The organism is Stenotrophomonas indicatrix, from assembly GCA_041545745.1.
Lineage (GTDB): Bacteria > Pseudomonadota > Gammaproteobacteria > Xanthomonadales > Xanthomonadaceae > Stenotrophomonas > Stenotrophomonas indicatrix_A.
The window spans coordinates 3,742,302-3,766,126 of sequence record CP168152.1 but is presented as its reverse complement, the minus strand read 5'-3'; the positions used below and the strand labels follow the sequence as shown (position 1 = coordinate 3,766,126).

Sequence of the window (23,825 nt, the reverse complement as noted above, 5' to 3'; positions counted from 1 at the left end):
TTGGTCCGCACCGCCTTTGCAGTGCGGAAGACTTCTCTTGACCGGAACTACCGCTCTATAAATTGGTTCTCAATCCATCAGCTGGAAGGTCCAGTGAGAGCTCGACATCCGTCCAGTCTTCTTCAACCGGGAGGCGGTGGAAAAGGCTGAGAAACAGTTCGCTCAAGTAGCCAGCCCTGTTCTCGACTTCGCCAAGCGGAAGTTCGTGTGGAATCAGGTTTCGCCAGTGATCTTCAGCGCCATTCGTCCCTGCAAGGAAGCCTAGAGTGCTGCAGACATGGGCACGGGCTGCGGGACCGAATGTCTCCAGAACCTTGCCCATCTCACCGAACAGCCAAGCTCTGTCCTGCGCATCGTTTATCTCGAGCGCCGCCAGTTCATCGTCCGACATGGACAACAACGGGTAGTAGAGGTAATGGATGTAGTTGATGTTCGCTGCTTTCGCCATGGGTGGATCAGCCTTGCTACCGCGCTCATCGTGATGGAAATGACGCGCTTCATCGAGGGCCGATTGCGACTGAGGTTCAGAATTCTTTTGGCAAGGGAATTCATCTGCACATGATGTGGATCTACGGGTGGTGCCGGGCCATGCCCGGCGCCCCCATCCCGGCGAATGCTTACAGCCCGGTCGCTGCCTTCACCGCCTCCTCGTGCAGCGCTTCGTTCAGTTCGTCGACCACAGTGGTCCACGCCGCATCGGCCTGCAGCGATTCGCTCAGGAACTGGCGCTGGGCATCGTTCCAGTAGGGTGCCTCGACCACTTCAACGTCGGTGGCCAGCTGGTGCTCGCGGATGAAACGGGCGATGCCCTCGGCGCTGGCATCCAGGCCCAGCTGCAGGAACAGGTTGGTCATGCGCGGTTCGGTGGTGATCATCGTCGGTTCCGAGTGGAAGAAGGGAATGGCCCATTATCGGCGCACACGGGCTTGGGGAAAGCCCCGCAGCAGACGTCTACAGCACGACGACCCCCTTGGCATTCCCCATGAACGCACACATCGCTCCCGAAGACAGCCGCAGCGTGCGGCTCAAGGCCGCCACCCGCGACAGCCATGGCGCCCTCGACAAGCGCATCATGGCCGGCGACATCTTTGCCGACCGCAGCAGTTTCGCTCGCTTCCTGCGCGTGCAGTACCGCTTCCACCGCAGCATCGACGCGTTGTATGCCAGCCCTGCACTGGACGCATTGCTGCCGGACCTGGCTGAACGTCGCCGCCTGCAGCAGGTGCGTAGCGACCTGGAGGACCTGGAACAGGCGCTGCCGGGCGAGGACATCGCCGCACTCGGGAATGACCTGCCGCTGCCGACTGCGTTGGGCTGGTTGTATGTTGCTGAAGGCTCCAACCTGGGTGGCACCGTACTCTACAAGATGGCGGCTGCGCTCGGCCTGGATCGTGATTTCGGCGCGCGCCACCTGGCGGCACATCCTGATGGGGCCGCGCGGCACTGGCGCGAGTTCACTGCTGCACTGGATGCAGTGGTGCTGTCGCCGGCGCAGGAGCAGGAAGTGATCGATGCCGCTGATGCCGCGTTCCGCAGCGTGCACGGCCATGTCGAAGTGGAGTTTTCCTGATGTCCCTGCACCGCCCGCTGGCGCGCGATTGATGCGCTGGCTCTGGTTCGCGCTCGGTTGGCTGATGGTCGCGTTGGGGGTGATCGGCGCGCTGCTGCCAGTCATGCCGACCACCATTTTCCTGATCCTGGCGGTGGGCTGCTTCGCGCGCAGTTCGCCCAGGTTCGAACAGCGGCTGCTTTCCCATCCGCGCTATGGCCCGTCGCTGCGCCTGTGGCGTGAGCAGGGCGCGGTATCGCGCAAGGGCAAGGCGTTTGCCAGCGCGGGCATGGCGGTGGGATTTGCGATGTTCTGCTGGGGCGCACACCCGTCCTGGCGCCTGCTGCTGGGCGTTGGCCTGTTCTTTGCGGTCAGTGCCGGCTATGTCCTGAGTCGACCGGCGCCACGTTTCGATCCTGCGCCGCTGGTGGGCGTGGACGATGCCACCGATCCACGCGCTGCCCGCCGTCGCGCCTCCTCTTCCGATTCCAATGGAACCTCTGACGATGCTGCCTGCTGATCTGGCTCCCATGGCCGCCCCCGCACTGACCCCCTGGGGCATGTACCTGGCTGCCGATGTGGTGGTGAAGGGCGTGATGATTGCCCTGGCTGTAGCCTCGCTGGCCACCTGGACCGTGCTGCTGGCCAAGGGCTGGGAACTGGCACGGCAGGCACGCGCCTTGCGCCTCGCACGAAGCCTGCTGCTGTCGACATCCAGCCTGCCGGTTGCAGGCGGCGAGCCCGCACTGCAGCAGAGCATCGCCGCCGCAATGCTGGATGCTGCGCGCACCGAGCTGCATCTGTCGCAGGAACTTGATCACCGCGAGGGAATCAAGGAGCGGGTGGCGTTACGACTGGAGCGCCTGGAACTGGAGACCGCACGCAACCAGCGTCGTGGCATCGGCGTGCTTGCCAGCATTGGCGCAGTGGCGCCGTTCGTTGGCCTGTTCGGCACCGTGTGGGGCATCATGAACAGCTTCATCGGCATCGCCCACAGCAACACCACCAACCTTGCCGTGGTTGCGCCAGGCATTGCCGAAGCGCTGCTGGCTACCGCGCTCGGTCTGGTCGCAGCGATCCCGGCGGTGTTGGTCTACAACCACTTCACCCGGGTGCTGGCGGGCCTGCGCGGGCTGCTGGGCGATCTGTCCGCAGCTGTGCAGCAGCTGGTGTCGCGTGATCTGGATCGGGCTGCACGCCGTGCACCGGCAGGCACGCTGCGTGCAGTGAACTGAGGCACGCCATGGCGATCAGGACCGCATCCGGACGCGATGACACCCCGGAAGAAGCCCACGAGATCAATGTCACGCCCTTCATCGACGTGATGCTGGTGCTGTTGATCATCTTCATGGTGGCCGCGCCGCTGGCTACGGTGTCGGTGCCGGTACAGCTCCTCGCCAGCAGTGCGCAGGCGACGCCGGCAGAAAATGCGCCGGTGTATGTGACCGTGCAGGCCGACCTGTCGCTGCGGGTGGGCGAGGCGCCGGTGGCAAGTGATGGCCTCGCCAACGCGCTGCGCTCGGCAACGCATGGCGATACGTCGCAGCGTCTCTATCTGCGTGCCGATCAACGCGTCTCCTATGGAGACCTGATGGCGACGCTGGACGCATTGCGCAGTGCCGGTTACCTGAAGGTCGCCCTGGTCGGGTTGGAGCAGGGCGCTCGATGAGCGGGCTGCAGCGCTGGGCGACCAGCCTGGCGATCGTACTGCTGGCACATGCGGTGCTGATCGGTACGCTGTGGTGGTGGGCGTCGCGCACGCCGCCGGTCGTAGCAGTGGCACCTCCTGCCGCCTTGATGCTGGAATTGGCTCCCGCCGCGCAGGCGCCGCCGGTACCGCCGCGCGCGCTGCCCGCCGGACCGTTGCAGCAGGAGCAGCAGCGGCGCGTGACCGTGCCGAAGCAACACGAACAGATCAAAGCGCCGGCGCTGCCACAAGGGGAACTTGCGGCCCCGCTCGAGCCACCTGCGAAGCCGACAGAGGACGCTGCGGACGCCAACGTCGATCGCACGCTGGCGCCGCCGGACGTTCCTGCACAGGCAGCAGCACGTTACGCTGCACCGCGTACCACGGCCGGCGAACGCAGCAGTGCCAACGCCACCTGGCAGGGGTTGCTGCTGGGACACCTGCAACAGCATCGGCGTTATCCACGCCAGTCCGAACGGTTGCGCCAGCAGGGCGTGGCCTATGTGCGCTTTGCGGTTGCCCGCGACGGCCGTGTGTCGGCGCTGCGCATCGAGCGCAGCAGTGGCTTCGCACTGCTCGACCAGGAGACACTGGACACCGTGCAGCGCGCCAGCCCGGTGCCGGTGCCGCCGGCCGAAGTGGCCGGCGACCCGGTGGAAGTGATGGTGCCGGTGGCGTTCTACCTGCGCGGGCGGTGATCGGCAGCGGGGGCGGCGATCCACGCATGGCGTGGATCTACAGCAATGGCACCAGCAACAACGCCACGATGTTGATGATCTTGATCAGCGGATTGATCGCCGGGCCGGCGGTGTCCTTGTACGGATCACCCACGGTGTCGCCGGTCACCGCCGCCTTGTGCGCTTCGCTGCCCTTGCCGCCGAAGTGGCCATCCTCGATGTACTTCTTGGCGTTGTCCCAGGCGCCGCCGCCGGTGGTCATCGAAATGGCCACGAAGAGCCCGGTGACGATCGTGCCGATCAGCAGGCCGCCCAGCGCGCGCGGCCCCAGCAGCAGGCCGACCACCACCGGCACGGCCACCGGCAGAAGCGACGGCACGATCATTTCGCGGATCGCCGAGCGGGTCAGCATGTCCACCGCCTTGTCGTACTGCGGCTTGGCGGTGCCCTGCATGATGCCGGGGATCTCGCGGAACTGCCGCCGCACTTCCTCCACCACCGCGCCGGCCGCGCGACCGACCGCTTCCATCGCCATCGCGCCGAACAGGTAGGGAATCAGGCCACCGATCAGCAGGCCGATGATCACCGTGTGGTCGCTGAGATCGAAACGGAACTCCTGGCCGGGATTGGCCGCCTGCAGGTTGTGCGTGTAGTCGGCGAACAACACCAGCGCGGCCAGTGCTGCCGAACCGATGGCATAGCCCTTGGTCACCGCCTTGGTGGTGTTGCCCACCGCATCGAGCGGATCGGTGATGTCGCGGATCTCCGAAGGCAGCTCAGCCATCTCGGCGATGCCACCGGCGTTGTCGGTGATCGGCCCGTAGGCATCGAGTGCGACGATCATGCCCGCCATCGACAGCATTGCAGTGGCGGCGATGGCGATGCCGTACAACCCGGCCAGTGCGTGTGCGCCCCAGATCGCCGCGCAGACGGCGATCACCGGCAGCGCGGTGGACTTCATCGAGATGCCGAGGCCGGCGATGATGTTGGTGCCGTGGCCGGTGGTCGAGGCCTGCGCGACGTGCTGCACCGGCTTGTACTGGGTGCCGGTGTAGTACTCGGTGATCCACACGATCAGGCCGGTCAGCACCAGGCCGATCAACGCACAGCCGTAGAGTGCGACAGGGCCATGCACGTTGTCTGCCATGAGACCTGTGGTGATCGGATAGAACGCGATCGCTGCCAGCACACCGGAGACGATCACGCCCTTGTACAGCGCGCCCATGATCGAGCCACCGGGCTTCACCTTCACAAACAGCGCGCCGATGATCGAAGCGATGATCGAAACACCGCCCAGCACCAGCGGATACAGCACCGCATTGGCACCGGCTTCGGCCAGCATCAGGCTGCCCAGCAGCATGGTGGCGATCACGGTGACCGCATAGGTTTCAAACAGATCGGCGGCCATGCCGGCGCAGTCGCCGACGTTGTCGCCTACGTTGTCGGCGATCACCGCCGGGTTGCGCGGGTCGTCCTCGGGAATGCCCGCTTCGACCTTGCCGACCAGATCGGCGCCGACATCGGCCCCCTTGGTGAAGATGCCGCCGCCCAGGCGCGCGAAGATCGAGATCAGCGATGAGCCGAAGGCCAGGCCGACCAGTGCATGCAGTGCCTGTTCCATCGGCAGGCCCAGCCGCAGCAGCAGTGCGTAGTAGCCGGCCACGCCGAGCAGGCCCAGGCCGACCACCAGCATGCCGGTGATCGCACCGCCGCGGAACGCAACATCCATCGCCGCACTGATGCCATGGCGCGCGGCCTCTGCAGTGCGTACGTTGGCGCGCACCGACACGTTCATGCCGATGTAGCCCGCTGCGCCGGACAACACCGCACCGACCGCGAAGCCGATCGCGGTGTACCAGCTCAGGAAGATGCCGACCAGCACGAACAGCACCATGCCGGCGATGCCGATGGTCAGGTACTGACGGTTGAGGTAGGCGCGCGCGCCTTCCTGGATGGCCGTGGCGATGGCGACCATGCGTTCATTGCCGGTGGGTTGGCGCAGGATCCAGCGCGCCGAGACGATTCCGTACAGGATCGCGAGAATGGCGCAGCCCAGCGCCAATGACAGCCCGTGACGTTCCAGCATTAGACCCCTCCGCAGAATGGATGGACAAGCATCCAGTGGCGATGAACTGCACCACGAGGGGGACGACGGGCTGCAGCCTGGAACCAACCCGTACCGACCTTGGTGGTCGTCCGACGTATGGCGGTGTTCAGCATTCCCTGGTGTCCGCAGTATGCGTGCCACCACCTGCGGAGTCGAGCGGCACTCGACGGGTTCCTCTTTGCACCCCGTTAAGCCAACCTCTGCAAGCCTGCGCGCAGTCCTGTCGGAGAATCTCCATGCGCCTGTCCCTGTTGATGCTTGCCGTTCTGGCCCCGGCCATGCCTGCCTTCGCGGCGGAAACACCCGAACTGCAGCGCGCGGTCGGTGCACCGCAGGCGGTCGGCGCGGTGCATACGCTGCGGCAGATTCCCGAAGCCTGTGCCCGCCTGGAAGGCGCGTTCACCGGCCAGGCCGCGGAGCCCTATCGTTTCTCGGCGGTGCGCACCAGCGAGCAGTGCCAGCCGCGCGCGCGCTTTGTCGACTACGCCAAGGCACAACCGAGCGCCGACAAGGGCTGGAAACTCAATGACGTGATCCGTGTTCCGAATGCGACCTGCCCCGCACAGCAGGCGGTGGTGCGCGTGTGGCGTCTGCCGGTGAACAACGCGCAGGCGCTGGATGGGCAGGGACAGTCGCGCATCTATCTGGAAGAAGCAAAGAAGCAGGCCGCCGCCGGCAAGATCCCGCAGGTGACGATGTTCGCCGCGCAGCTGCAGATGGAAGGCAAGGCCTGCAACTGAGGCCGAGCATCCACGCATGGCGTGGATCTACTGGAAGGCAGACCCGGGTAATGCCGGCCGCTGGCCGACAACCCGGTGATCAATCCTCAAGCCTCGCTCCACGCGCCACCAGCAGCTCGCGCAGTGCCGATCGGTGGCAGTGCGCCTCATCCTCGCAATAGCAGCCCACCGCGATATTGCTGTGCTGGGACAGTGCGGCCAGCAGATCCAGCGCATGCGCCGCATCAGGCGCCTTCATCTCGGCCTTGTAGTGGCGGAAGAACGCCGTCCAGTCGGCGGCGGTCTTCGCCTCATGCGCCTGCTTCACCAGCTCGGCGCTGGGTGACAGCGTCGGAAACCACACGTCATACCAGTCCTGCCGGGCGAATTCGCTGCGCGGCACGCCGCGCGGCGGCCGCCGTACGGTGCCGATGCGCAGTCCCTCGCCGGGCGTACGCGGACTGCCGAGACGAACCACATGCAGGGCCATGATGATCTCCAGGCGGGGCAATCCATCTTCCTGCGATGCACGTGCGACAGACGTGAACCCGCGTGGAAATGAAAAGGCCCGGGCGCTTGCGCACCCGGGCCTTCGCTCATGCCGGCAGCGGTCAGTTGCCGCGGCAGTCCTTCAGCCACAGCACACGGCCGATCTGGTCATAGCTGTCGACCACGCCGGTCAAGGTCACCTTCTCGCGCGGACGCAGGGCCAGCGCATACGCAGCCTGGTTGGCGGCGAACGAACAGGAAATGGCCACGCGCTCGTAGTCGATGCTGCCATCGCTGGGCAGGTCGAAGCTGGTGTTGTAGGTGCCGCCGCTGCGCAGCACCGTGGTGATGCGACCGGTGATGGCATAGGTCTTGCCCTTGTAGCGCGGCTCGACCGCAGCCGGATTGTCCTTGTTCTGGTTGCGCAGCTGGAAGCCGAAGCGCTCGGCGGCGATGGTCACCACCGACGCCTGCGGGGCGGTCCTGGCCGCCTGTTCGCCGGCCTTGCCCGGCTTGATCTGGTTGAGCAGCTTGCACATTTCGTCGCGCACGCCGTCGGCCGAAGCAATGGCCCCCTTGTTGACCTTCACCACCATGCCGACGGTGCCCTGGCCGCCTTCGGAGGTGGCGCTGATGATCATCGGAATCGGCTTGTGGGCCATGGTTTCCGGCTCTTCGATCAGCATGGAGCCGCCTTCCGCATCCTCGCTGAGAACATCCATGTTGGCGTTCTTGGCGATCACCCGCATCTGGCCGATGGCGCTGGCCACGGTCAGGTCCGGGTGGGTGACCGACGAGGTGAAGGTGGTGCCGACGAAGGGATTGCCCTTCTTCTGGAAGTTGCTTTCGCAGGTCGCAGCGAAGGCCGGCGCAGCAGCGCCGCACAGCAGGGCAGCGATCAGGATAGGGTGCTTCATTGGTTACAGTCCTTGTGAAATGGCAGCACGGGCCCGGGCCGTGCGGCCGGGCAGCGTCGAATCTGGTTTGCGGCGGCCCCTTTGCCCCGGGCCGGAGCCCGATTGTGGAGCGCTTCGGCGGTCGCCGCAATGCGCCCTGCGCTCCGCACAGGGCGCAGGAGGACTTCAGCCTTCGAATGCCGGCAGTTTCTGCTTCACCGCGACGTTCTTCAGCGTCACGTACTTCGGCAGGCCATCGCTACCGTAGGGCAACGGTGCTTCACCCTTGATCAACGGCTGCAGGTAGGCCCGCGCCTTGGCCGTGATGCCGAAGCCATCGCGTCGGATGAAGCTGGCCGGCATCTTCTTCTCATGGTTGGCGATCTTCGACAGCGGTGCGGCTTCGATCTTCCAGCGATACGGCGCATCGCTGCTGCGCACGATCACCGGCATCACCCCGTTCCGGCCCTTCAGCGCCAGCTGCACTGCCGCCTTGCCCACCGCCTGGGCCTGTTCCCAATCGGTCTTGCTGGCCAGGTGGCGGGCCGATCGCTGCAGGTAGTCGGGCAGGGCCCAGTGCACCTTCAGCCCCAGCTGGTCCTTGACCCGCCCGGCCAGATGCGCGGCCACGCCGCCCAGCTGCGAATGGCCGAAGGAGTCCTTGCCGCCGCCGGCGTCGGCGACGAAGCGGCCATCGGCGGTGGCGATGCCTTCCGACGCCACCACCACGCAGTAGCCCACGCGTGCGACCACGGCCTTGACCTTGGCCAGGAACGCGGCCTCGTCATAGGCGCGCTCGGGCAGCAGGATGATGTGCGGGGCGTCGTCCTCGCTGGTACCGGCCAGGCCGGCGGCCGCGGCCAGCCAGCCGGCGTGACGGCCCATTGCCTCGTAGATGAAGACGCGGGTGGAGGTCTCGGCCATGGCCGCCACGTCCAACGCCGCTTCGCGTACGGACACGGCCGTGTACTTGGCCGCCGAGCCGAAGCCGGGGCAGGTGTCGGTCACCGCCAGGTCGTTGTCGATGGTCTTGGGCACGCCGATGCAGGTCAGGTCGTAGCCGGAGCTTTTTGCCAGCTGCGACACCTTCAGGGCGGTATCTGCCGAGTCGTTGCCGCCGTTGTAGAGGAACCAGCGCACGTCGTGGGCGCGCAGAACCTCCAGCAGGCGGTCGTAACGGGCACGGTCGGCCTCCAGTGATTTCAGCTTGACCCGGCACGAGCCGAACGCGCCGCCGGGGGTGTGGGCAAGGGCGCGGATGGCCGCAACACTCTCCTTGCTGGTGTCGATCAGCTCCTCGCGCAGGGCGCCAAGGATGCCGTTGCGCGCGGCCAGGACCTTGATTCCCTTGGCGCGGGCCTGTTCGATCACCGCTGCGGCAGTGGCGTTGATGACGGCGGTGACGCCGCCGGACTGGGCGTAAAGGAGGGTGCCATTGCGCATGCTTCTACCTGCTCAGGGAAGGGGACATTGCAGGGACATTACCCGGATGCGCTAAAGTGGCGCTATTGCGGTGCAGCGATACCGGACCGTCCGGGTCGCGAACCTTCTTTATTTTCAACACGTTGGAGTCAGGTCAATGCGATTGGTTCTGTTGGGACCGCCCGGTTCGGGCAAGGGGACACAGGCGACGCGCCTGAAGGAAAAGCTCGAGATCGCCCACATTTCCACTGGCGACATGCTGCGCGCGGAAATCGCCGCCGGCTCCGAGCTGGGAAAGCAGGCCAAGTCGGTGATGGATGCCGGCAACCTGGTGTCCGATGAGATCCTGCTGGGCATGCTGAAGTCGCGCCTGGCCCAGGCCGATGTCGCCAAGGGCTTCATCCTTGACGGCTATCCGCGCAATGTGGCCCAGGCCAACGCGCTGGACGGCATGCTGGCCGAGATCGGCCAGCCGCTGGACGCCGTGGTGCAGCTGGACGTGGCCACCGAACTGCTGGTCGAGCGCATCGCCGGCCGTGCGCAGGAGCAGGGTCGCGCCGACGACAACCCGGAATCGGTGCGCAAGCGCCTGCAGGTCTACACCGAGCAGACCGCGCCGGTGGTCGACTTCTACGCTGGCCGTGGCACCTTGGCCCGCGTCGATGGCGTCGGCGAACTCGACGAGATCGAAGCCCGCATCCTGGCGGCGATCAAGCGCTGACACGCTTGGCCGGTCGATGCCGGCCATGACAGGCGCAAAAAAACAGGCCTGATCCGCGAGGATCAGGCCTGTTTCGTTTCATAGGTGCCAGCAAAGGGCTTGCTCAGGGCCCCCACAGCATGAGCTCCCTTGGGGATGGCCTCTTGGGGAGTAGGACCGGTTCGGGTACTGCGGCTGGCATCCTGAATTGTGTCCGGGTTCACAGAACATCGCTATCGGGAATTCCCTTACATGCGATTGGAGTTTTCTCACAGCGGCTGTAGGGGTTCCCTTACCCTGTTGCTGACAATGGCCCTATACAGCCGTGATCGGTCACAATCCCCGGTCATGAGCAGCGTACATATCCTTGCAATCGCCGGCACCTTCATGGGTGGCGTGGCCGCCCTGGCGCGGGAACTGGGCCATACGGTCAGCGGCAGCGACCAGGCCATCTATCCGCCGATGTCGACCCAGCTCGAGCAGCTGGGCATCACCCTGGACCAGGGCTACCGCGCCGACAGCGTGCCGCAGGGCACCGGGCAGGTAGTGATCGGCAACGCGCTGTCGCGTGGCAACCCGGCCGTGGAAGCCGTCCTGGATGCCGGCCAGCGCTACATCTCCGGCGCCCAGTGGCTGTCCGAGCAGGTCCTGCCAGGCCGCGACACCCTGGCCGTGGCCGGCACCCATGGCAAGACCACCACCACCACCATCCTGACCTGGCTGCTGGAGAATGCCGGTCGCTCCCCCGGCTTCCTGATCGGCGGCGTGGCCGAGGACTTCGGCGTCTCCGCCCGGTTGGGCCAGGGCCGCGAGTTCGTCGTCGAAGCCGACGAGTACGACACCGCGTTCTTCGACAAGCGCAGCAAGTTCGTGCATTACCGGCCGCTGGTGGCGATCCTCAACAACCTCGAATACGACCACGCCGACATCTTCCCCGATGTGGCAGCGATCCAGCGCCAGTTCCACCACCTGGTGCGTACCGTGCCGGCGCGCGGCCGCCTGATCGTCAACGGCGAAGACGCGCACCTGGCCGAAGTGCTGGCGATGGGCTGCTGGACCCCGGTCGAACGCTTCGGCTTCGACCCCGCGCTGGAATGGCATGCCGAGCTGCTGGCCACCGATGGCAGCGCGTTCCGCGTCCATCATCGCGGGCAGGCGCTGGGCGATGTGCACTGGTCGCTGCTGGGCCGGCACAACGTGCTCAATGGCCTGGCGGCGCTGGCCGCTGCGCACGCAGTGGGTGTCGCGCCGGCCGAGGTGATCCCGGCGCTGGCGCGCTTCCGCAGCGTCAAGCGCCGCATGGAAGTGATCGGCAACCACGATGGCATCACCGTCTACGACGATTTCGCCCATCATCCGACCGCGATTGCGACCACCCTCGAGGGCCTGCGTGCCAAGGTCGGTGATGCGCGCATCGTGGTAGCGATGGAGCCGCGCAGCAATTCAATGCGGTTGGGTGCCCACGCGCAGGCACTGGCACCGTCGTTGGCGCTGGCCGATGAAGTGGTGTTCCTGCACCGCCCGGAGCTGGCCTGGGATGCGGCGTCGGTGATCGCGGCGGTGCGTGGACAGGCGCATGCCGTGGCCGATACCGATGCGCTGTTGGCGCAGCTGCAGTCCGACGTGCGCAGTGGCGACCATGTGGTGTTCATGTCCAACGGTGGCTTCGATGGCGCGCCGCGCCGCTTCCTTGCAGGGCTGCAGGCACGATGAGCGGCGACGGTTCGCTGCCGCTGTTCCCGCTGCATACGACGCTGCTTCCGGGCGCGGCCATCGGCCTGCGCGTGTTCGAGCCACGCTACCTGGATCTGATCCGCGAAACCGGCCGCAGCGGCGAAGGTTTCGGTGTCTGCCTGATCCTGGAAGGGCACGAAGTGGGAGCGCCGGCAACGCCGGCCGCCTTCGGCGTGCAGGTGAAGGTCGAGGATTTCGATGTCGGTGCCGATGGCGTGCTGCAGCTGCGATTGCGCGGCACCCGCCGTTTCCATGTCGAGCGCACGCGCGTGCGCGACAACGGGCTGGTGGTTGCCGATGTGCGTTGGTGCGATGAGGATCCCGATGACGAACTGCGTCCGCAGCATGCGTTGCTGGCGACGGTACTGGACCACATCATCGAGCAGGCGGGCACGGCGTTCGCACCGGCCACGCCGGCATTGATGGACCAGGCCAGCTGGGTCAGCTGGCGGCTGGCCGAGCTGCTGCCGTTGAGCGAACAGCAGCGCCTGCAGCTGCTGCAGCTGGACGACCCGCACCAGCGCCTGCAGCAGCTGCTGGGCTGGATGCCGTAACGACGGAACGCCGAGACCGGCAGCCGCCAACCAAAACGGAGCCGGTAGATGCCAACCAACCCAGAACCGGTAGATGCCAACCTTGGTTGGCAGCCTTTGCCCGAAAGCGCCAACCAAGGTTGGCGACTACCAGAGTGCGGCGGAGCCGGTAGATGCCAACCTTGGTTGGCAGCCTTTGCCCGAAGCGCCAACCAAGGTTGGCGTCCACCAAAGCGTAGGCGGTAGCGCCGGGCCATGCCCGGCGGATCCATCAGGGCGCGGTGGTCTTCAACCGCAGCACTGGCAGGCCAGTCTCCGGGTGCACGGCTTCCTGCTGAGGCAGCGTCTGCACCGCTTCCTTCACGGCGTTCAACGCCGGATCGATCCCACGCACTGGGTGCCACATGCCGATCCACTGGAAGTGACGCTCGTAGCGCAGGGTCTGTGCGCTGCCCAGCCACAACGGGGTGTCGCCCGGCTGCAGCTGCGCCGGTGCCTGCCACAGGCGCAGCACGTAGCGCTCATCGGCCTGCGCACCCTGGCGCACCATCAGCAGCGCTTCCACGCGCGTATCCAGTGTTGCCGGCAGCACCGGCAGTTCTTCGGCGCCGGTGTTCTTGTCCAGCATCAGCAGTGCCTCCTGCCAACCAGCCTGGGCCTGCACCTGCCAGCCGCGCGCTTCCAGCTGTGCCTGCAGCGATGCCAACGGACCGGCCACTTGTACGTCCAGCGGCCAGCGCTGGTCATCGTCGAATTCGTTGCGGCGTGCCGGCAGCTTCGCCCAGTCGTGCTGCCACCAGGCCTGCGCGTCCATCGCCAGCGGCGCCGGAAGCGTCGGTTCGAAGCGTTCCAGCTTGATGGCGATGTTGCGTGGCGCATACCACATCGCCGCCACCGCGAAGATGCCGTAGAACAGCCATGCTACCGGCTTGACCCAGAACGAGCGGTTGAAGCGGCGACGGTAGGCGATGCCCAGCACCAGCAGCCAGAAGGTGCCGAACAACATGCCGCCGATGACGTCGCTCAGCCAGTGTGCGCCCAGGTATATGCGCGAGAAGCCGATCAGGCTGACCACGATGCCCGATACCAGGTACGGCCAGACGCGCGTGCGGCCGGGCATTTCGCGGGCGATCAGCACTGCGAAGAAGCCGAAGGTGATGGTGGCCATGGTCACCGACACCGACGGGAAGCCGAAGCCGCTGCTGGCATCGATCGGGCGCACCACATCGACGGTGGCGCCGAGCAGTTTGGTCAGGGCCAAGCCGAAGGCCAACGCAGCCAGCCAATGGGCGGCCGCCATCCAGCGACGGCGCCAGATCAGGTAGCCCATCGCTGCAGCGGTTGCCGGCAGCAGCACCTGCCATGCGCCCAACGACGCCAGGGCAGCCATCGGGTAGTCGGCCAGCGGATTGCGCAGGGCCAGCATCGCCTGGTGCACCAGCAGATCCACCGCCAACGGTTCGCCGTGGGCGACCACCACGGTCAGCAGAGCGAACCAGCCCCAGCCCAACAGCAGCAGCATCAGCGCCAGCATCGCCAGCGGCACCGATTCGCGGCGCTTCGGGTCGAGCACGCCGACGGTATAGCGACCGAGTGTCGGGTGCCGGTTGGACCAGTCGAGCAGTCGGGCAAGCCAGTTGTCCATGCGTGCGGCCGACCAGCGATAGCCGTACAGCACGATGGCCCAGACCAGGCTGAGGATCACCGCCAGCAGGCCCGCCACCACGACCAGCCGGCCGGCAACCGCAGCGACGGTGTCATAGGCCTCGCCGAGGATCCAGCCCGGGGCCAGGAACAGTACGGCCCAGGAAATACTGGCGATGCCACTGGCCTGTACATAACGGCTGGCGGGCATTTTCATCATGCCGGCGATGGCGGGTACGAATGGCCGGATGGCACCGACATAGCGGGCGATCAGGATGCTCTTGAACGCGTTGCGGCGGAACAGGTTCTCGCCTCGATCAAGCAGTTGCGGATAACGGCTGAACGGCCAGACGCCACGCAGGCGGTCGCCCCAGCGCCGGCCTATCCAGTAGCTGATGCCATCACCGGCGAACGCACCCAGTGCCGCGGCGGCAACCGCATACGGCCCGGAGATCTGGCCCAGGCCGATGAACACGCCGACGGCGAACAGCAACGGCAGCGCCGGCACGATGGCGCCAAGAATGATGACCGCATCGCAGAAGGCGATCAGAAAGATGACCGCACCCGCCAACACGGGATGAGCGGCAATCCACGCGAGGGTGGCGTCGATCCATGAAGAGTCCATTTCCCGATTATAGGGGCGTGAAGGTGACTGGTTCCCAGCCGCTTGGTGACCGTTTGCAACCATCGCCATCGCCTAGAATGTCGCCATGCCTGTACCCCACGACGCGCCAACGCATGCACTGAAGGCCGACAGCTTTGGCCGGATCCTCCTCGTGCAGGGCCCGGAAGGCCCCTTCGTGCGCCGCGATCTTGGGGCCACGCCGCTGTGGCTGCGGTTGCCTGCATGGTGGTTGGCGCGGCGCGAAGCGCGCGCGCTGAAGCACATCCACGGCATGGCCGACGTGCCGCAACTGCTGGACTGGAATGGTCGTCATCTCGACCGTAGCTTCATGGCCGGCGATGCGATGTACCAGCGCCCGCCGCGCGGTGATGTGGCCTGGTTCCGCGCCGCGCGTCGCCTGCTGCAACAACTGCATCGACGCGGTGTGGCCCACAACGACCTGGCCAAGGAAGCCAATTGGCTGGTGACCGAGGACGGTCGCCCGGCGCTGATCGACTTCCAGCTGGCGGTGATCGGCGCCCCGCGCTCGCGCTGGATGCGCTTGCTGGCGCGCGAAGACCTGCGCCACCTGCTCAAGCACAAGCGCATGTACTGCCGCGAGTCGCTCACGCCGGTGGAGAAGCGCGTGCTGAAGCGCACCTCGTGGGTGCGCGATCTCTGGTTCGCCACCGGCAAGCCGGTCTACCGCTTCGTCACCCGCCGCATCCTGCATTGGGAAGACAACGAAGGGCAGGGGCCCAAGCCATGAGCGCGCTGCTGAGCGAAGGCAGCGTGCTGCGTTCGCAACTGCCGGGTGCTGATTTCGTCCATGCCTGCCAAGCGGCGGCGCCGCGCAACGGCCGTTCGGCGCTGCAGGCCTACCGCGATATGGCCGCAGCGGTGCCGGGCTGGTTCGACGGGCTGATGGGTCTGCGCAACCGTGGCATGCGGCTGCTGGGCATGAAGGATCTCGGCTCGTTGCGCGCGGTGCAGCAGACCGTCGATCCACAGCCTGGGCAACGCCTCGGCATCTTCACCCTGCAGGCGCTGGGCGAAGATGCCATCGTGCTGGAAGACGACGATCGCCATCTGCGCGTGCAGCTGGCGCTGCAATGGCACGGCGATGCGCTGGAAGTGGCGACGGTGGTGCATACCCATAACGTGTTGGGCCGCCTGTACATGCTGCCGGTCGCGCCGGTGCATCGATGGATCGCACCGCACCTGCTGAACAAGCAGGTGCGCGGGTATCAGTAGATCCACGCCATGGGTGGATGCGCTTTGCCGCATGGCGCGGCGAACTACTACGGCGTTACCGGTACCACCTGCTGGCCGATGAAGTTGCGCTTGCCGTCGAAGTCATAGCCGATCTGCAGCTGGCCCACATCCGGGCACGCATGGCAGTCGCGCAGCGGCGTGCGGTACAGCAGGCGGATGCCACCGCCGTCCAGCGCTGCGGTACCCGCGGCCTGCGCCGGCGCGAACGGCGTGGCCTGTGGATGCGCCTTGAGCGCCTCCTGCACGCCGGGATCGGCGCGCAGCGTGTCGTCCAGCTGCACCGCATCCACGTCGATACGCTTGCCCGCGGCATCGACCAGGCGCGTGCCTTCATTGGTGTTGGCGCGGAACGGATATTCGACGGTGGCCACGCCCAGGCCATCGTGTTCGTGCCAAGCGGTCACGTAGGCCAGTTCGCCACCGGTGGACAGCTGCTCGGCAGCGGTGACCGCGTCCGCGCTGGCACCGCCGGCGCGCATCGCATCGCGCAGGCAATCACGGGTCGCCGCGCTGTCGCCCTGGCGGCAGGCGTTGAGGTCACCATCCCAGACAACGGCCTCGCTCCAGCGCAGCTTGCCATCACCGGTGGCCTTGTCGACGCTGGCGGCGTCATCCTTGGCCGGCGCGCTGCCGGGTTCGGGCGAGCGGCCCTGGCAGGCGGTGAGCAGGGCCAGGCCCAGGGCAGGCAACAACAGGCGGGAACAGCGCATGGCATGGACCTCGTGCAGTGACCGGGGCACCAGTATCGTCAACGTGCGGTGAACTCCGCGTCGGCGCGGCATACTAGCGGCTCATTGCATACGCTGGAGTGTGGAACGTGGGCAGTCTGCAGGGCAAAACCCTTTTCATCACCGGTGCCTCGCGTGGCATCGGCCTGGCGATCGCATTGCGCGCCGCGCGCGATGGCGCCAACGTCGCCATTGCTGCCAAGTCGTCGGTGCCCAATCCCAAGTTGCCGGGCACCATCCACAGTGCCGCCGAGGCGGTCACCGCAGCGGGTGGCCAGGGCCTGGCGCTGAAGTGCGACATCCGCGAAGAAGACCAGGTGCAGGCAGCCGTTGCTGCCGCCGTGGACACGTTCGGTGGCATCGACATCCTGGTCAACAACGCCAGCGCCATCTGGTTGCGCGGCACCCTGGACACGCCGATGAAGCGCTTCGACCTGATGCAGCAGGTCAATTCGCGCGGCAGCTTCCTGTGTGCGCAGGCCTGCCTGCCGTACCTGCTGCAGGCGCCGAACCCACATATCCTGACCCTCGCGCCGCCGCCGAGCCTCGATCCCAAGTGGTGGGGCGCACACACCGGCTACACGCTGGCGAAGATGGGCATGAGCTTCGTCACCCTCGGCCTGGCTGCCGAGTTCGGCCCGCAAGGTGTGGCGGTCAATGCGTTGTGGCCGCGCACGGTCATTGCTACCGATGCGATCAACATGATTCCCGGCGTGGACGTCGGCGGCTGCCGTACGCCGCAGATCATGGCCGATGCCGCGCATGCGGTGCTGCTGCGCGAGGCGGCAGGCTTCCATGGCCGTTTCCTGATCGATGACGAGGTGCTGGCCGAGGCCGGCGTGACCGATCTTTCCGGGTATGCGGTGGATGCGTCGCGTCCGCTGCTGCCGGATCTGTTCCTGGATTGAGCTCGCCGGTGGAAAGAGGCCGATGGCTGCGGCCCTCGGCCTGCTGCGCTAGAATTCCCGCATGTAATCGTTTTCAACAGGGAAGTGAGCCCATGTCACGTACTCTTTCCATCGCGGCGCTGGCCGCTTCGTTGTCGTTGATCCTGGCCGCCTGCGGCGACAAGGCGCCCACAGCCGGCGGCGGCGCGGGTTCTTCCGCAAAGCCGGAGGCCAGCGCGGCGCCGGCCGACGCCCAGCAGCAGTTGACCGCGAAGCTCAACGCCTACATCGGCTGCTTCAACGCGCTTGATTCGAAAACGCACGGCAGCATCCAGTCCTATACGCGCTGGATCAAGGACGTGGATGCCGGCCCGAGCGGGCGCGAGACGAACGTGTACGGGCCGTTCGAGATCAGCGATTACGACATGAAGCAATGCGACGCCCCCGTGACCGAAGCGATCGCTGCCAAGCCGGCGCTTGCCGATCTCGATGCCACTGCAGGTCAGTACCAGCAGGCGCTGAAGGCCCTGGTGCCGATCAGCAAGGAAGCCCACGACTACTACGAGCGTCAGGACTACGAAGACGACAGGTTTGCCAAGGGCAAGCAGCTGCACGCGCCGTTGATGACCGCCTTCAAGGATTTCGTGGTTGCCAGTGAAACGTTCAACGCCGAACTGGAGCGCCAGAACGACGCTGCCCAGCGCGAACAGCTCAAGACGCTGGAGCAGGCTGAAGGACGCACACGCGAGTACTACCGCCTGGCGATGATGCTGGAAGCGAAAGCGATCATGGACATGATGACCGAGGACGACTTCGACCAGGCCAAGGCGCGCGAACGCCTGGATGCCTTCAACCGCATTTCCGATGAAGCGCATGCCAAGGTCGCCGACCAGGAGCCGGGCAAGCTGGACTGGAACAGCTTCGAACGCGAGGCCGAGAACTTCCGCCGTGAAGGCAAGGAGCGGCTGCAGCGCGTCAGCGCCAACACGCCCTACACCGACTTCGAACGACGCATGCTTGATTCGCCCTCGATGGCGCCGCGTGGTTCTGCCGGCAAGCTGATGCAGGAATACAACTCGCTCGTTTTCCAGAGCAACCGCCAGTAACCGGCACGCCAGCGCCTTTCCAGGCCTGCACGAGCTGGATGAGGCGCCCCGGGGCCGCGCACCTTGAGGCGTACCGTCGAGGATGGTGGCGGCCTGCGACGATCTGCTGACCACCAGCGACGGCATGGATTGCGCCGGTGGATTGACCCCATGCGTGGATGCAGCACGTTGCATCCACGCATGGCGTGGATCTACTGCCGCAGGCATTTGGTAGTACCGGCCGCTGGCCGGCATCATCGTCAGTGACTGAACGTATCCGGCAACGGTCCGCCGCACTTGCGGCAGTGCCGCGCGTCCTGTTCGTGGCCTTCCAGCCCACAGTGCGGACAGCCACGTGCATCGCGGCGCGCGGCCAGTTCGGCATCGCGCATGGTGCTGGCCAGCTCGGCGGTGTAGATGCCGGTGGGCACGGCGATGATGCTGTAACCGATCAGGATCAGCACCGAGGTGACGAAGCGGCCGAGCACGGTCTGCGGCACGATGTCCCCGAAGCCGACCGTGGCCATCGTCACCACCGCCCAGTACATGCTGCTGGGGATGCTGGTGAAGCCATGGTTCGGGCCCTCGATCACGTACATCAGGGTGCCGGCAATGATCGTGATGGTGACCACCGTGAACAGGAACAGCAGGATCTTGCGCCGGCTGCGCCACAGCGACTGCATCAGCACGCCGCTTTCTTCGATGTAGCGGGTCAGCTTGAGGATGCGGAACACGCGCAGGATGCGCAGTGCGCGCACCACCAGCAGGCTCTGCGCACCGGGAATGAACAGCGACAGGTAGGTCGGCAGGATCGAGGCCAGGTCGATGATGCCCCAGATGCTTACGGCATAGCGCAGCGGTCGCTTCACTACCGCCAGGCGCAGCACGTATTCGGCGGTGAACAGGATGGTGAAGCCCCATTCCAGCACGTACAGCCAGTCGGCATGGGCGATATGGAAACGCTGCACGCTGTCGAACATCACCACCAGCACGCTGGCGATGATCGCGTACACCAGCAGCAGGTCGAAATTGCGCGACGGCCGGCTGTCGTGGCGATAGATGATGTCGAACCATCGGCGGCGCCAGCCGGTCTCGGTGGCGGGGTTCAGCTGGGGGGCGGAAAACGGTCGCATGCGTGCATTGTGCCGCACGGGTTCCGGCGCGAGAATGGGCATTCCTGAACCCTGCCGACTGCCATGACCGCCGCTACCGATCCGCTGATCTCCCTGTCGCACTACTACCTGCCGGTGTACAAGCCCCGCCAGGTGGTGCTGGAGCGAGGCCAGGGCGCCCGCGTGTGGGACAGCCAGGGCCGTGAGTTCATCGACCTGGCCGCGGGTATCGCCGTGTGTGGTCTGGGCCACAACGATCCGGATCTGGTCGCCGCCCTGGTCGAGCAGGCCGGCAAGCTGTGGCACACCAGCAACGTGTTCTACAGTGCGCCGCCGCTGCACCTGGCCGAGGAACTGGTGAAAGCCAGTCGCTTCGCCGAGCGCGTGTTCCTGTGCAACTCCGGCGCCGAAGCCAATGAAGTGGCGATCAAGATGGTCCGCAAGTGGGCCTCCAGCCAGGGCCGCCCGGCCGACAAGCGCGTGATCATCACCTTCCGTGGCAGTTTCCATGGCCGCACCATGGGCGCAGTGACCGCCACCGCACAGCCGAAGTACCAGGAAGGCTACGAGCCGCTGCCGGGTGGCTTCCGCTACATCGATTTCAACGATGAGGTGCAGCTGGAAACGGCAATGGCCGCCGGCGACGTGGCGGCGGTGATGCTGGAGCCGATCCAGGGCGAGGGCGGGGTGATGCCGGCCAAGTCCGGTTTCCTCAAGCGCGTGCGCGAGCTGTGCGACCAGCACAACGCACTGCTGGTGCTGGACGAGATCCAGGCCGGCATGGGCCGCACCGGTACCTTGTTCGCGCACTGGCAGGATGACGTGGTGCCGGACATGGTCACCTTGGCCAAGGCGCTGGGTGGTGGTTTCCCGATCGGCGCGATGCTGGCCGGCCCGAAGGTGGCCGAGACCATGCAGTTCGGTGCCCACGGCACCACTTTCGGCGGCAATCCGCTGGCTGCGGCCGTTGCCCGCGTAGCGCTGCGCAAGCTGGCCTCGGCCGAGATCGCGGCCAATGTCAGCCGCCAGTCGAAGGCGCTGCGTGATGGCTTCGCCCGCATCAATGACGAGTTCAAGGTGTTCAGCGAGGTGCGCGGTCGCGGCCTGATGCTGGGCGCGGTGCTGAGCAAGGACTTTGCTGGCCAGGCCGGGGCGATCCTCGACCACGCCGCCGAACAGGGCCTGTTGACCCTGCAGGCGGGCCCGGACGTGCTGCGCTTCGTGCCGTCGCTGAACATCACCGACGAAGAAGTGGCCGAAGGCCTCAAGCGCCTGCGCGCGGCGATTGCTGCGTTTGTCGCAGCGCGCTGAGTTCCGACGCCGGGGTCGGATGCCTCCCCTGCGGAGAGGGCTCTGACCCCGTTGCTGCCGCTGCGCTCGCCGGGCATGGCCCGGCGCTACCGCACCCCGTAGCGCTTCAGTACCTTGCCCAGTCCGCGTCCGTCCTGCACGGTTTCCGCGTGCAGGCCCGCCGCGCGCGCACCCCGCACGTTGGCGAACAGGTCATCGACGAACAGCGTGTGCCCCGGTGCCACGCCGAGGGCTGCGAGTGTGCGCAGGAATACCTGCGGCACGGGTTTGCGCAGGCCGAAGTCCGCGCTGCAGAACACGCGTCCCTGCAATGCAGGAAACAGTTGCGGCAGCAGCGTCGGCAGCGCCTGCGTCATCAAGGCACCGTTGTTGGTCAGCACCGCCATTGGCACCTGCAGTTCCTGCAGCCGTTGCAATACCGGCAGTTGCGGGTGGCTGGCCACCTGCCGTGCGGCGATCCAGATTGGCAGCGTTACCGTTGTGCCGAGCAGTTCGCCAAGCCGGGCCAGATAGCGTGCGCCATCCAGCGTGCCGCTGTCGTGTGCCGCTTCGATCCCGCTGTCATATAGTGCGGCGTGCACGTGCGCGGTCGGCACGTCCAGTGCCTGCGCCAGATGCAGCACGCGCTGTGCGCGCTGGTAGTGCACCAGCACGCCGTCGACATCGAGCAGGAGAAGATCGATCCGCATCGGTCGAGCATGCCATTGCCGTACCCCAGCGCAAACCCTGGACCACCACTGCGACACACGGTCGCAGCCGGGCGGGCAGGCCGCTGCCTAGAATGGCCATCGAACCTGCAGGAGACGTGATGATGAAGGCTTGGATGGTTGCGGTGGGACTGGGCGCGTTGATGCTGACGCCGTCGGCGATGGCGCGCGTGTGTGCGGTGAGCATCGACAGCACCGACCAGATGAGTTTCAGCAGCCGCGAGATCAAGGTGGCCGCCGATTGCAGCGAAGTTGACCTGACCCTGCGCCACACCGGCAGGCTGGCCGCCACTGCGATGGGGCATAACTGGGTGTTGACCCGCAGTGCCGACTACCAGCCGGTGGCGATGGCGGGCATGCGCATGACCCTGGCCGACAGCTACCTGCCGAAGGCCGACAAGCGTGTGCTGGCCCACACCAAGGTGATCGGCGGTGGCGAGACCGCCCGCGTGCGTTTTTCCACGAAGAGCCTGCAGAAGGGCGGCGATTACACCTTCTTCTGCTCGTTCCCCGGCCATTTCGCGATGATGAAGGGCAAGTTCGTCTTCGGTTGAGTGCGCAGCAGCCACGCATGGCGTGGCTCTACTCCAGGGACGCAGCTCAGTAGATCCACGCCATGCGTGGATGGAAGTGCCGACCAAGGTCGGCACCTACCAGGCCCGATCTCAGCCCTTGGCCGCCTTGAACGCCACGCGCGCCGCTGCCAGCGTGGCCTCGATCACGGCATCATCATGAGCGCTGGACAGGAAGCCGGCTTCGTACGCCGACGGTGCCAGGAACACGCCCTGGTCCAGCATCGCGTGGAAGAAACGATTGAATGCCGGGATGTCGCAGGCCGTGGCCTGGGCGTAGGTCTCCACCTTCTCTGCGGTGAAGAACAGCCCGAACATCGCGCCCACCTGGGTGGTGGTCACCGCCACGCCGGCATCGGCGGCGGCAGCTTCCAGGCCCGCGCACAGGCGTGCAGCGCGTGCGCTCAGATCGTCGTGGAAACCCGGTTGCTGGATCAGCTCCAGCATGGCCAGGCCGGCGGCCATCGCCACCGGATTGCCGCTGAGCGTACCGGCCTGGTAGATCGGGCCAGCGGGGGCGATCTGCTGCATCAGCTCGCGACGGCCGCCGTAGGCGCCCACCGGCATGCCGCCACCGATGATCTTGCCGAAGGTGGTCAGGTCCGGGCTGATGCCGTAGTGCGCCTGCGCACCGCCAAGGGCAACGCGGAAACCGGTCATTACTTCGTCGAAGATCAGCAGGGCGCCATGCTGCGTGCACAGCTCGCGCAGGTGCTGCAGGTAGCCTTCGCGCGGCGGAATGCAGTTGGCGTTGCCCACTACCGGTTCGATGATCAGGCCGGCGATTTCGCTGCCGCGTGCCTCGAACAGGGCGGTGGCCGCCTCGAAGTCGTTGTAGGGCAGGGTCAGGGTCAGTTCGCTCAGACCGGCCGGCACGCCGGGCGAGGTCGGCACGCCCAGGGTCAGCATGCCGCTGCCGGCCTTGACCAGGAACGAGTCGCCGTGACCGTGGTAGCAGCCTTCGAACTTGACGATGCAGTTGCGGCCGGTGGCACCGCGCGCCAGGCGGATCGCCGACAGGGTCGCTTCGGTACCGGAATTCACCATGCGCACCATCTCGCACGACGGCACCAGCCGGGTGATGGTCTCGGCCATGGTCACTTCCGCTGCGCACGGCGCGCCGAAGGACAGGCCGTTGTCGATCGCCTTCTTCACTGCCTGGCGCACGGCGGTGTGGTTGTGGCCGACGATCATCGGGCCCCACGAACCCACGTAGTCGATGTAGCGGTTGCCGTCGACGTCGTACAGGTAGGCGCCGTCGGCGCGCTCGACGAAGAAGGGCTCGCCACCGACCGACTTGAACGCGCGCACCGGTGAGTTGACGCCGCCGGGCAGCAGTTCCTGGGCGCGGGAGAACAGGGCGTGGGACTGGTCGTGGTTCATGGGG

26 protein-coding genes are annotated in these 23,825 nt (G+C 66.3%); 15 read left to right on the top strand and 11 right to left on the bottom strand.

All coding sequences use genetic code 11. From position 1 onward, the window contains the following. Positions 1-55: 55 nt before the first annotated feature. Together ACEF39_RS17190 and ACEF39_RS17185 are read right to left on the bottom strand one after the other, a co-directional pair. Positions 56-448, bottom strand: a complete 393-nt coding sequence (locus ACEF39_RS17190; protein ID WP_500285931.1) for a hypothetical protein — start codon at positions 446-448, stop codon at positions 56-58. Between the two features lie 169 nt (positions 449-617). Then, positions 618-875, bottom strand: coding sequence for a DUF2789 domain-containing protein (locus ACEF39_RS17185; RefSeq protein WP_099785305.1), 258 nt, complete (start codon positions 873-875; stop codon positions 618-620). A gap of 107 nt (positions 876-982) precedes the next feature. On the opposite strand from ACEF39_RS17185, the gene ACEF39_RS17180 reads away from it, so the two are divergent. From ACEF39_RS17180 to ACEF39_RS17160, 5 genes are read left to right on the top strand one after another with little or no spacing between them, the layout of a single operon-like run. Next, entirely contained in the window at positions 983-1,570 is a 588-nt protein-coding gene (locus tag ACEF39_RS17180; RefSeq protein ID WP_500285930.1) for a biliverdin-producing heme oxygenase, read from the top strand. A 31-nt stretch (positions 1,571-1,601) separates the two neighbouring features. Continuing rightward, positions 1,602-2,069 carry a YbaN family protein gene (locus tag ACEF39_RS17175; RefSeq protein WP_500285929.1) on the top strand — a complete coding sequence of 156 codons (468 nt, stop codon included), beginning with the start codon at positions 1,602-1,604 and terminating at the stop codon, positions 2,067-2,069. Beyond that, on the top strand, positions 2,056-2,784 hold the full coding sequence (gene exbB / locus ACEF39_RS17170; RefSeq protein WP_500285928.1) for a tonB-system energizer ExbB: 729 nt from the start codon (positions 2,056-2,058) through the stop codon (positions 2,782-2,784). Before ACEF39_RS17175 ends, exbB begins: the two co-directional genes overlap by 14 nt. A gap of 8 nt (positions 2,785-2,792) precedes the next feature. Beyond that, a complete protein-coding gene (exbD, locus tag ACEF39_RS17165) occupies positions 2,793-3,218 on the top strand; it encodes a TonB system transport protein ExbD (protein WP_500285927.1) in 426 nt (141 codons plus the stop codon). Beyond that, the gene (locus ACEF39_RS17160; RefSeq protein WP_500285926.1) at positions 3,215-3,934 is read left to right on the top strand and encodes an energy transducer TonB; all 720 of its coding nucleotides are present in this window, start codon (positions 3,215-3,217) and stop codon (positions 3,932-3,934) included. Before exbD ends, ACEF39_RS17160 begins: the two co-directional genes overlap by 4 nt. Before the next feature lie 37 nt (positions 3,935-3,971). Here ACEF39_RS17160 and ACEF39_RS17155 read toward each other — a convergent pair whose 3' ends face one another. Further along, on the bottom strand, positions 3,972-5,999 hold the full coding sequence (locus tag ACEF39_RS17155; RefSeq protein WP_500285925.1) for a sodium-translocating pyrophosphatase: 2,028 nt from the start codon (positions 5,997-5,999) through the stop codon (positions 3,972-3,974). A gap of 257 nt (positions 6,000-6,256) precedes the next feature. Between ACEF39_RS17155 and ACEF39_RS17150 the strand changes: the two genes are divergently transcribed. Then, positions 6,257-6,760: a hypothetical protein gene (locus tag ACEF39_RS17150; protein ID WP_500285924.1), complete on the top strand. Its 504-nt coding sequence runs from the start codon at positions 6,257-6,259 to the stop codon at positions 6,758-6,760. Between the two features lie 79 nt (positions 6,761-6,839). On the opposite strand, the gene ACEF39_RS17145 is transcribed toward ACEF39_RS17150, so the two are convergent. The 3 genes from ACEF39_RS17145 to ACEF39_RS17135 all read right to left on the bottom strand — a co-directional run bounded on the left by ACEF39_RS17145 (position 6,840) and on the right by ACEF39_RS17135 (position 9,567). Next, complete coding sequence (locus tag ACEF39_RS17145) at positions 6,840-7,229, bottom strand: DUF488 domain-containing protein (protein ID WP_500285923.1); 390 nt, start codon at positions 7,227-7,229, stop codon at positions 6,840-6,842. A 121-nt stretch (positions 7,230-7,350) separates the two neighbouring features. Beyond that, positions 7,351-8,145 carry a hypothetical protein gene (locus ACEF39_RS17140; RefSeq protein ID WP_500285922.1) on the bottom strand — a complete coding sequence of 265 codons (795 nt, stop codon included), beginning with the start codon at positions 8,143-8,145 and terminating at the stop codon, positions 7,351-7,353. Positions 8,146-8,310: 165 nt separating this feature from the next. Beyond that, the gene (locus tag ACEF39_RS17135; RefSeq protein ID WP_500285921.1) at positions 8,311-9,567 is read right to left on the bottom strand and encodes a 6-phosphofructokinase; all 1,257 of its coding nucleotides are present in this window, start codon (positions 9,565-9,567) and stop codon (positions 8,311-8,313) included. Between the two features lie 136 nt (positions 9,568-9,703). Here ACEF39_RS17135 and ACEF39_RS17130 point away from each other — a divergent pair, with 136 nt between their 5' ends. From ACEF39_RS17130 to ACEF39_RS17120, 3 genes are all read left to right on the top strand, one after another. Next, complete coding sequence (locus ACEF39_RS17130) at positions 9,704-10,267, top strand: adenylate kinase (protein WP_025874177.1); 564 nt, start codon at positions 9,704-9,706, stop codon at positions 10,265-10,267. Positions 10,268-10,594: 327 nt separating this feature from the next. Beyond that, complete coding sequence (gene mpl / locus ACEF39_RS17125) at positions 10,595-11,959, top strand: UDP-N-acetylmuramate:L-alanyl-gamma-D-glutamyl-meso-diaminopimelate ligase (protein WP_500285920.1); 1,365 nt, start codon at positions 10,595-10,597, stop codon at positions 11,957-11,959. Beyond that, positions 11,956-12,534: an LON peptidase substrate-binding domain-containing protein gene (locus ACEF39_RS17120; protein WP_500285919.1), complete on the top strand. Its 579-nt coding sequence runs from the start codon at positions 11,956-11,958 to the stop codon at positions 12,532-12,534. The genes mpl and ACEF39_RS17120 overlap by 4 nt, the downstream gene beginning before the upstream one ends. Positions 12,535-12,784: 250 nt before the next feature. Here ACEF39_RS17120 and ACEF39_RS17115 read toward each other — a convergent pair whose 3' ends face one another. Continuing rightward, the gene (locus ACEF39_RS17115) at positions 12,785-14,782 is read right to left on the bottom strand and encodes a bifunctional DedA family/phosphatase PAP2 family protein (protein WP_500285918.1); all 1,998 of its coding nucleotides are present in this window, start codon (positions 14,780-14,782) and stop codon (positions 12,785-12,787) included. 85 nt (positions 14,783-14,867) lie between these two features. Here ACEF39_RS17115 and ACEF39_RS17110 point away from each other — a divergent pair, with 85 nt between their 5' ends. Beyond that, complete coding sequence (locus tag ACEF39_RS17110; RefSeq protein ID WP_500285917.1) at positions 14,868-15,530, top strand: serine/threonine-protein kinase; 663 nt, start codon at positions 14,868-14,870, stop codon at positions 15,528-15,530. Beyond that, complete coding sequence (locus tag ACEF39_RS17105; protein ID WP_500285916.1) at positions 15,527-16,015, top strand: DUF2867 domain-containing protein; 489 nt, start codon at positions 15,527-15,529, stop codon at positions 16,013-16,015. Before ACEF39_RS17110 ends, ACEF39_RS17105 begins: the two co-directional genes overlap by 4 nt. A 47-nt stretch (positions 16,016-16,062) precedes the next feature. Here ACEF39_RS17105 and ACEF39_RS17100 read toward each other — a convergent pair whose 3' ends face one another. Continuing rightward, entirely contained in the window at positions 16,063-16,746 is a 684-nt protein-coding gene (locus tag ACEF39_RS17100; RefSeq protein WP_500285915.1) for a hypothetical protein, read from the bottom strand. A 107-nt stretch (positions 16,747-16,853) separates the two neighbouring features. Between ACEF39_RS17100 and ACEF39_RS17095 the strand changes: the two genes are divergently transcribed. Both ACEF39_RS17095 and ACEF39_RS17090 read left to right on the top strand, forming a co-directional pair. Further along, positions 16,854-17,672: an SDR family oxidoreductase gene (locus tag ACEF39_RS17095; RefSeq protein ID WP_500285914.1), complete on the top strand. Its 819-nt coding sequence runs from the start codon at positions 16,854-16,856 to the stop codon at positions 17,670-17,672. A 92-nt stretch (positions 17,673-17,764) separates the two neighbouring features. Then, on the top strand, positions 17,765-18,757 hold the full coding sequence (locus ACEF39_RS17090; RefSeq protein WP_500285913.1) for a YiiG family protein: 993 nt from the start codon (positions 17,765-17,767) through the stop codon (positions 18,755-18,757). Between the two features lie 239 nt (positions 18,758-18,996). On the opposite strand, the gene ACEF39_RS17085 is transcribed toward ACEF39_RS17090, so the two are convergent. Further along, complete coding sequence (locus ACEF39_RS17085; protein WP_500285912.1) at positions 18,997-19,869, bottom strand: ion transporter; 873 nt, start codon at positions 19,867-19,869, stop codon at positions 18,997-18,999. 63 nt (positions 19,870-19,932) lie between these two features. Here ACEF39_RS17085 and ACEF39_RS17080 point away from each other — a divergent pair, with 63 nt between their 5' ends. Next, positions 19,933-21,159, top strand: coding sequence for an acetylornithine transaminase (locus tag ACEF39_RS17080; protein WP_089236686.1), 1,227 nt, complete (start codon positions 19,933-19,935; stop codon positions 21,157-21,159). A gap of 86 nt (positions 21,160-21,245) precedes the next feature. Here ACEF39_RS17080 and ACEF39_RS17075 read toward each other — a convergent pair whose 3' ends face one another. Further along, positions 21,246-21,848, bottom strand: coding sequence for an HAD-IA family hydrolase (locus ACEF39_RS17075; protein WP_500285911.1), 603 nt, complete (start codon positions 21,846-21,848; stop codon positions 21,246-21,248). 122 nt (positions 21,849-21,970) lie between these two features. Between ACEF39_RS17075 and azu the strand changes: the two genes are divergently transcribed. After that, a complete protein-coding gene (gene azu, locus ACEF39_RS17070) occupies positions 21,971-22,420 on the top strand; it encodes an azurin (RefSeq protein ID WP_500285910.1) in 450 nt (149 codons plus the stop codon). 111 nt (positions 22,421-22,531) lie between these two features. On the opposite strand, the gene hemL is transcribed toward azu, so the two are convergent. Then, the gene (gene hemL, locus ACEF39_RS17065; RefSeq protein WP_500285909.1) at positions 22,532-23,821 is read right to left on the bottom strand and encodes a glutamate-1-semialdehyde 2,1-aminomutase; all 1,290 of its coding nucleotides are present in this window, start codon (positions 23,819-23,821) and stop codon (positions 22,532-22,534) included. Positions 23,822-23,825: the final 4 nt, after the last annotated feature.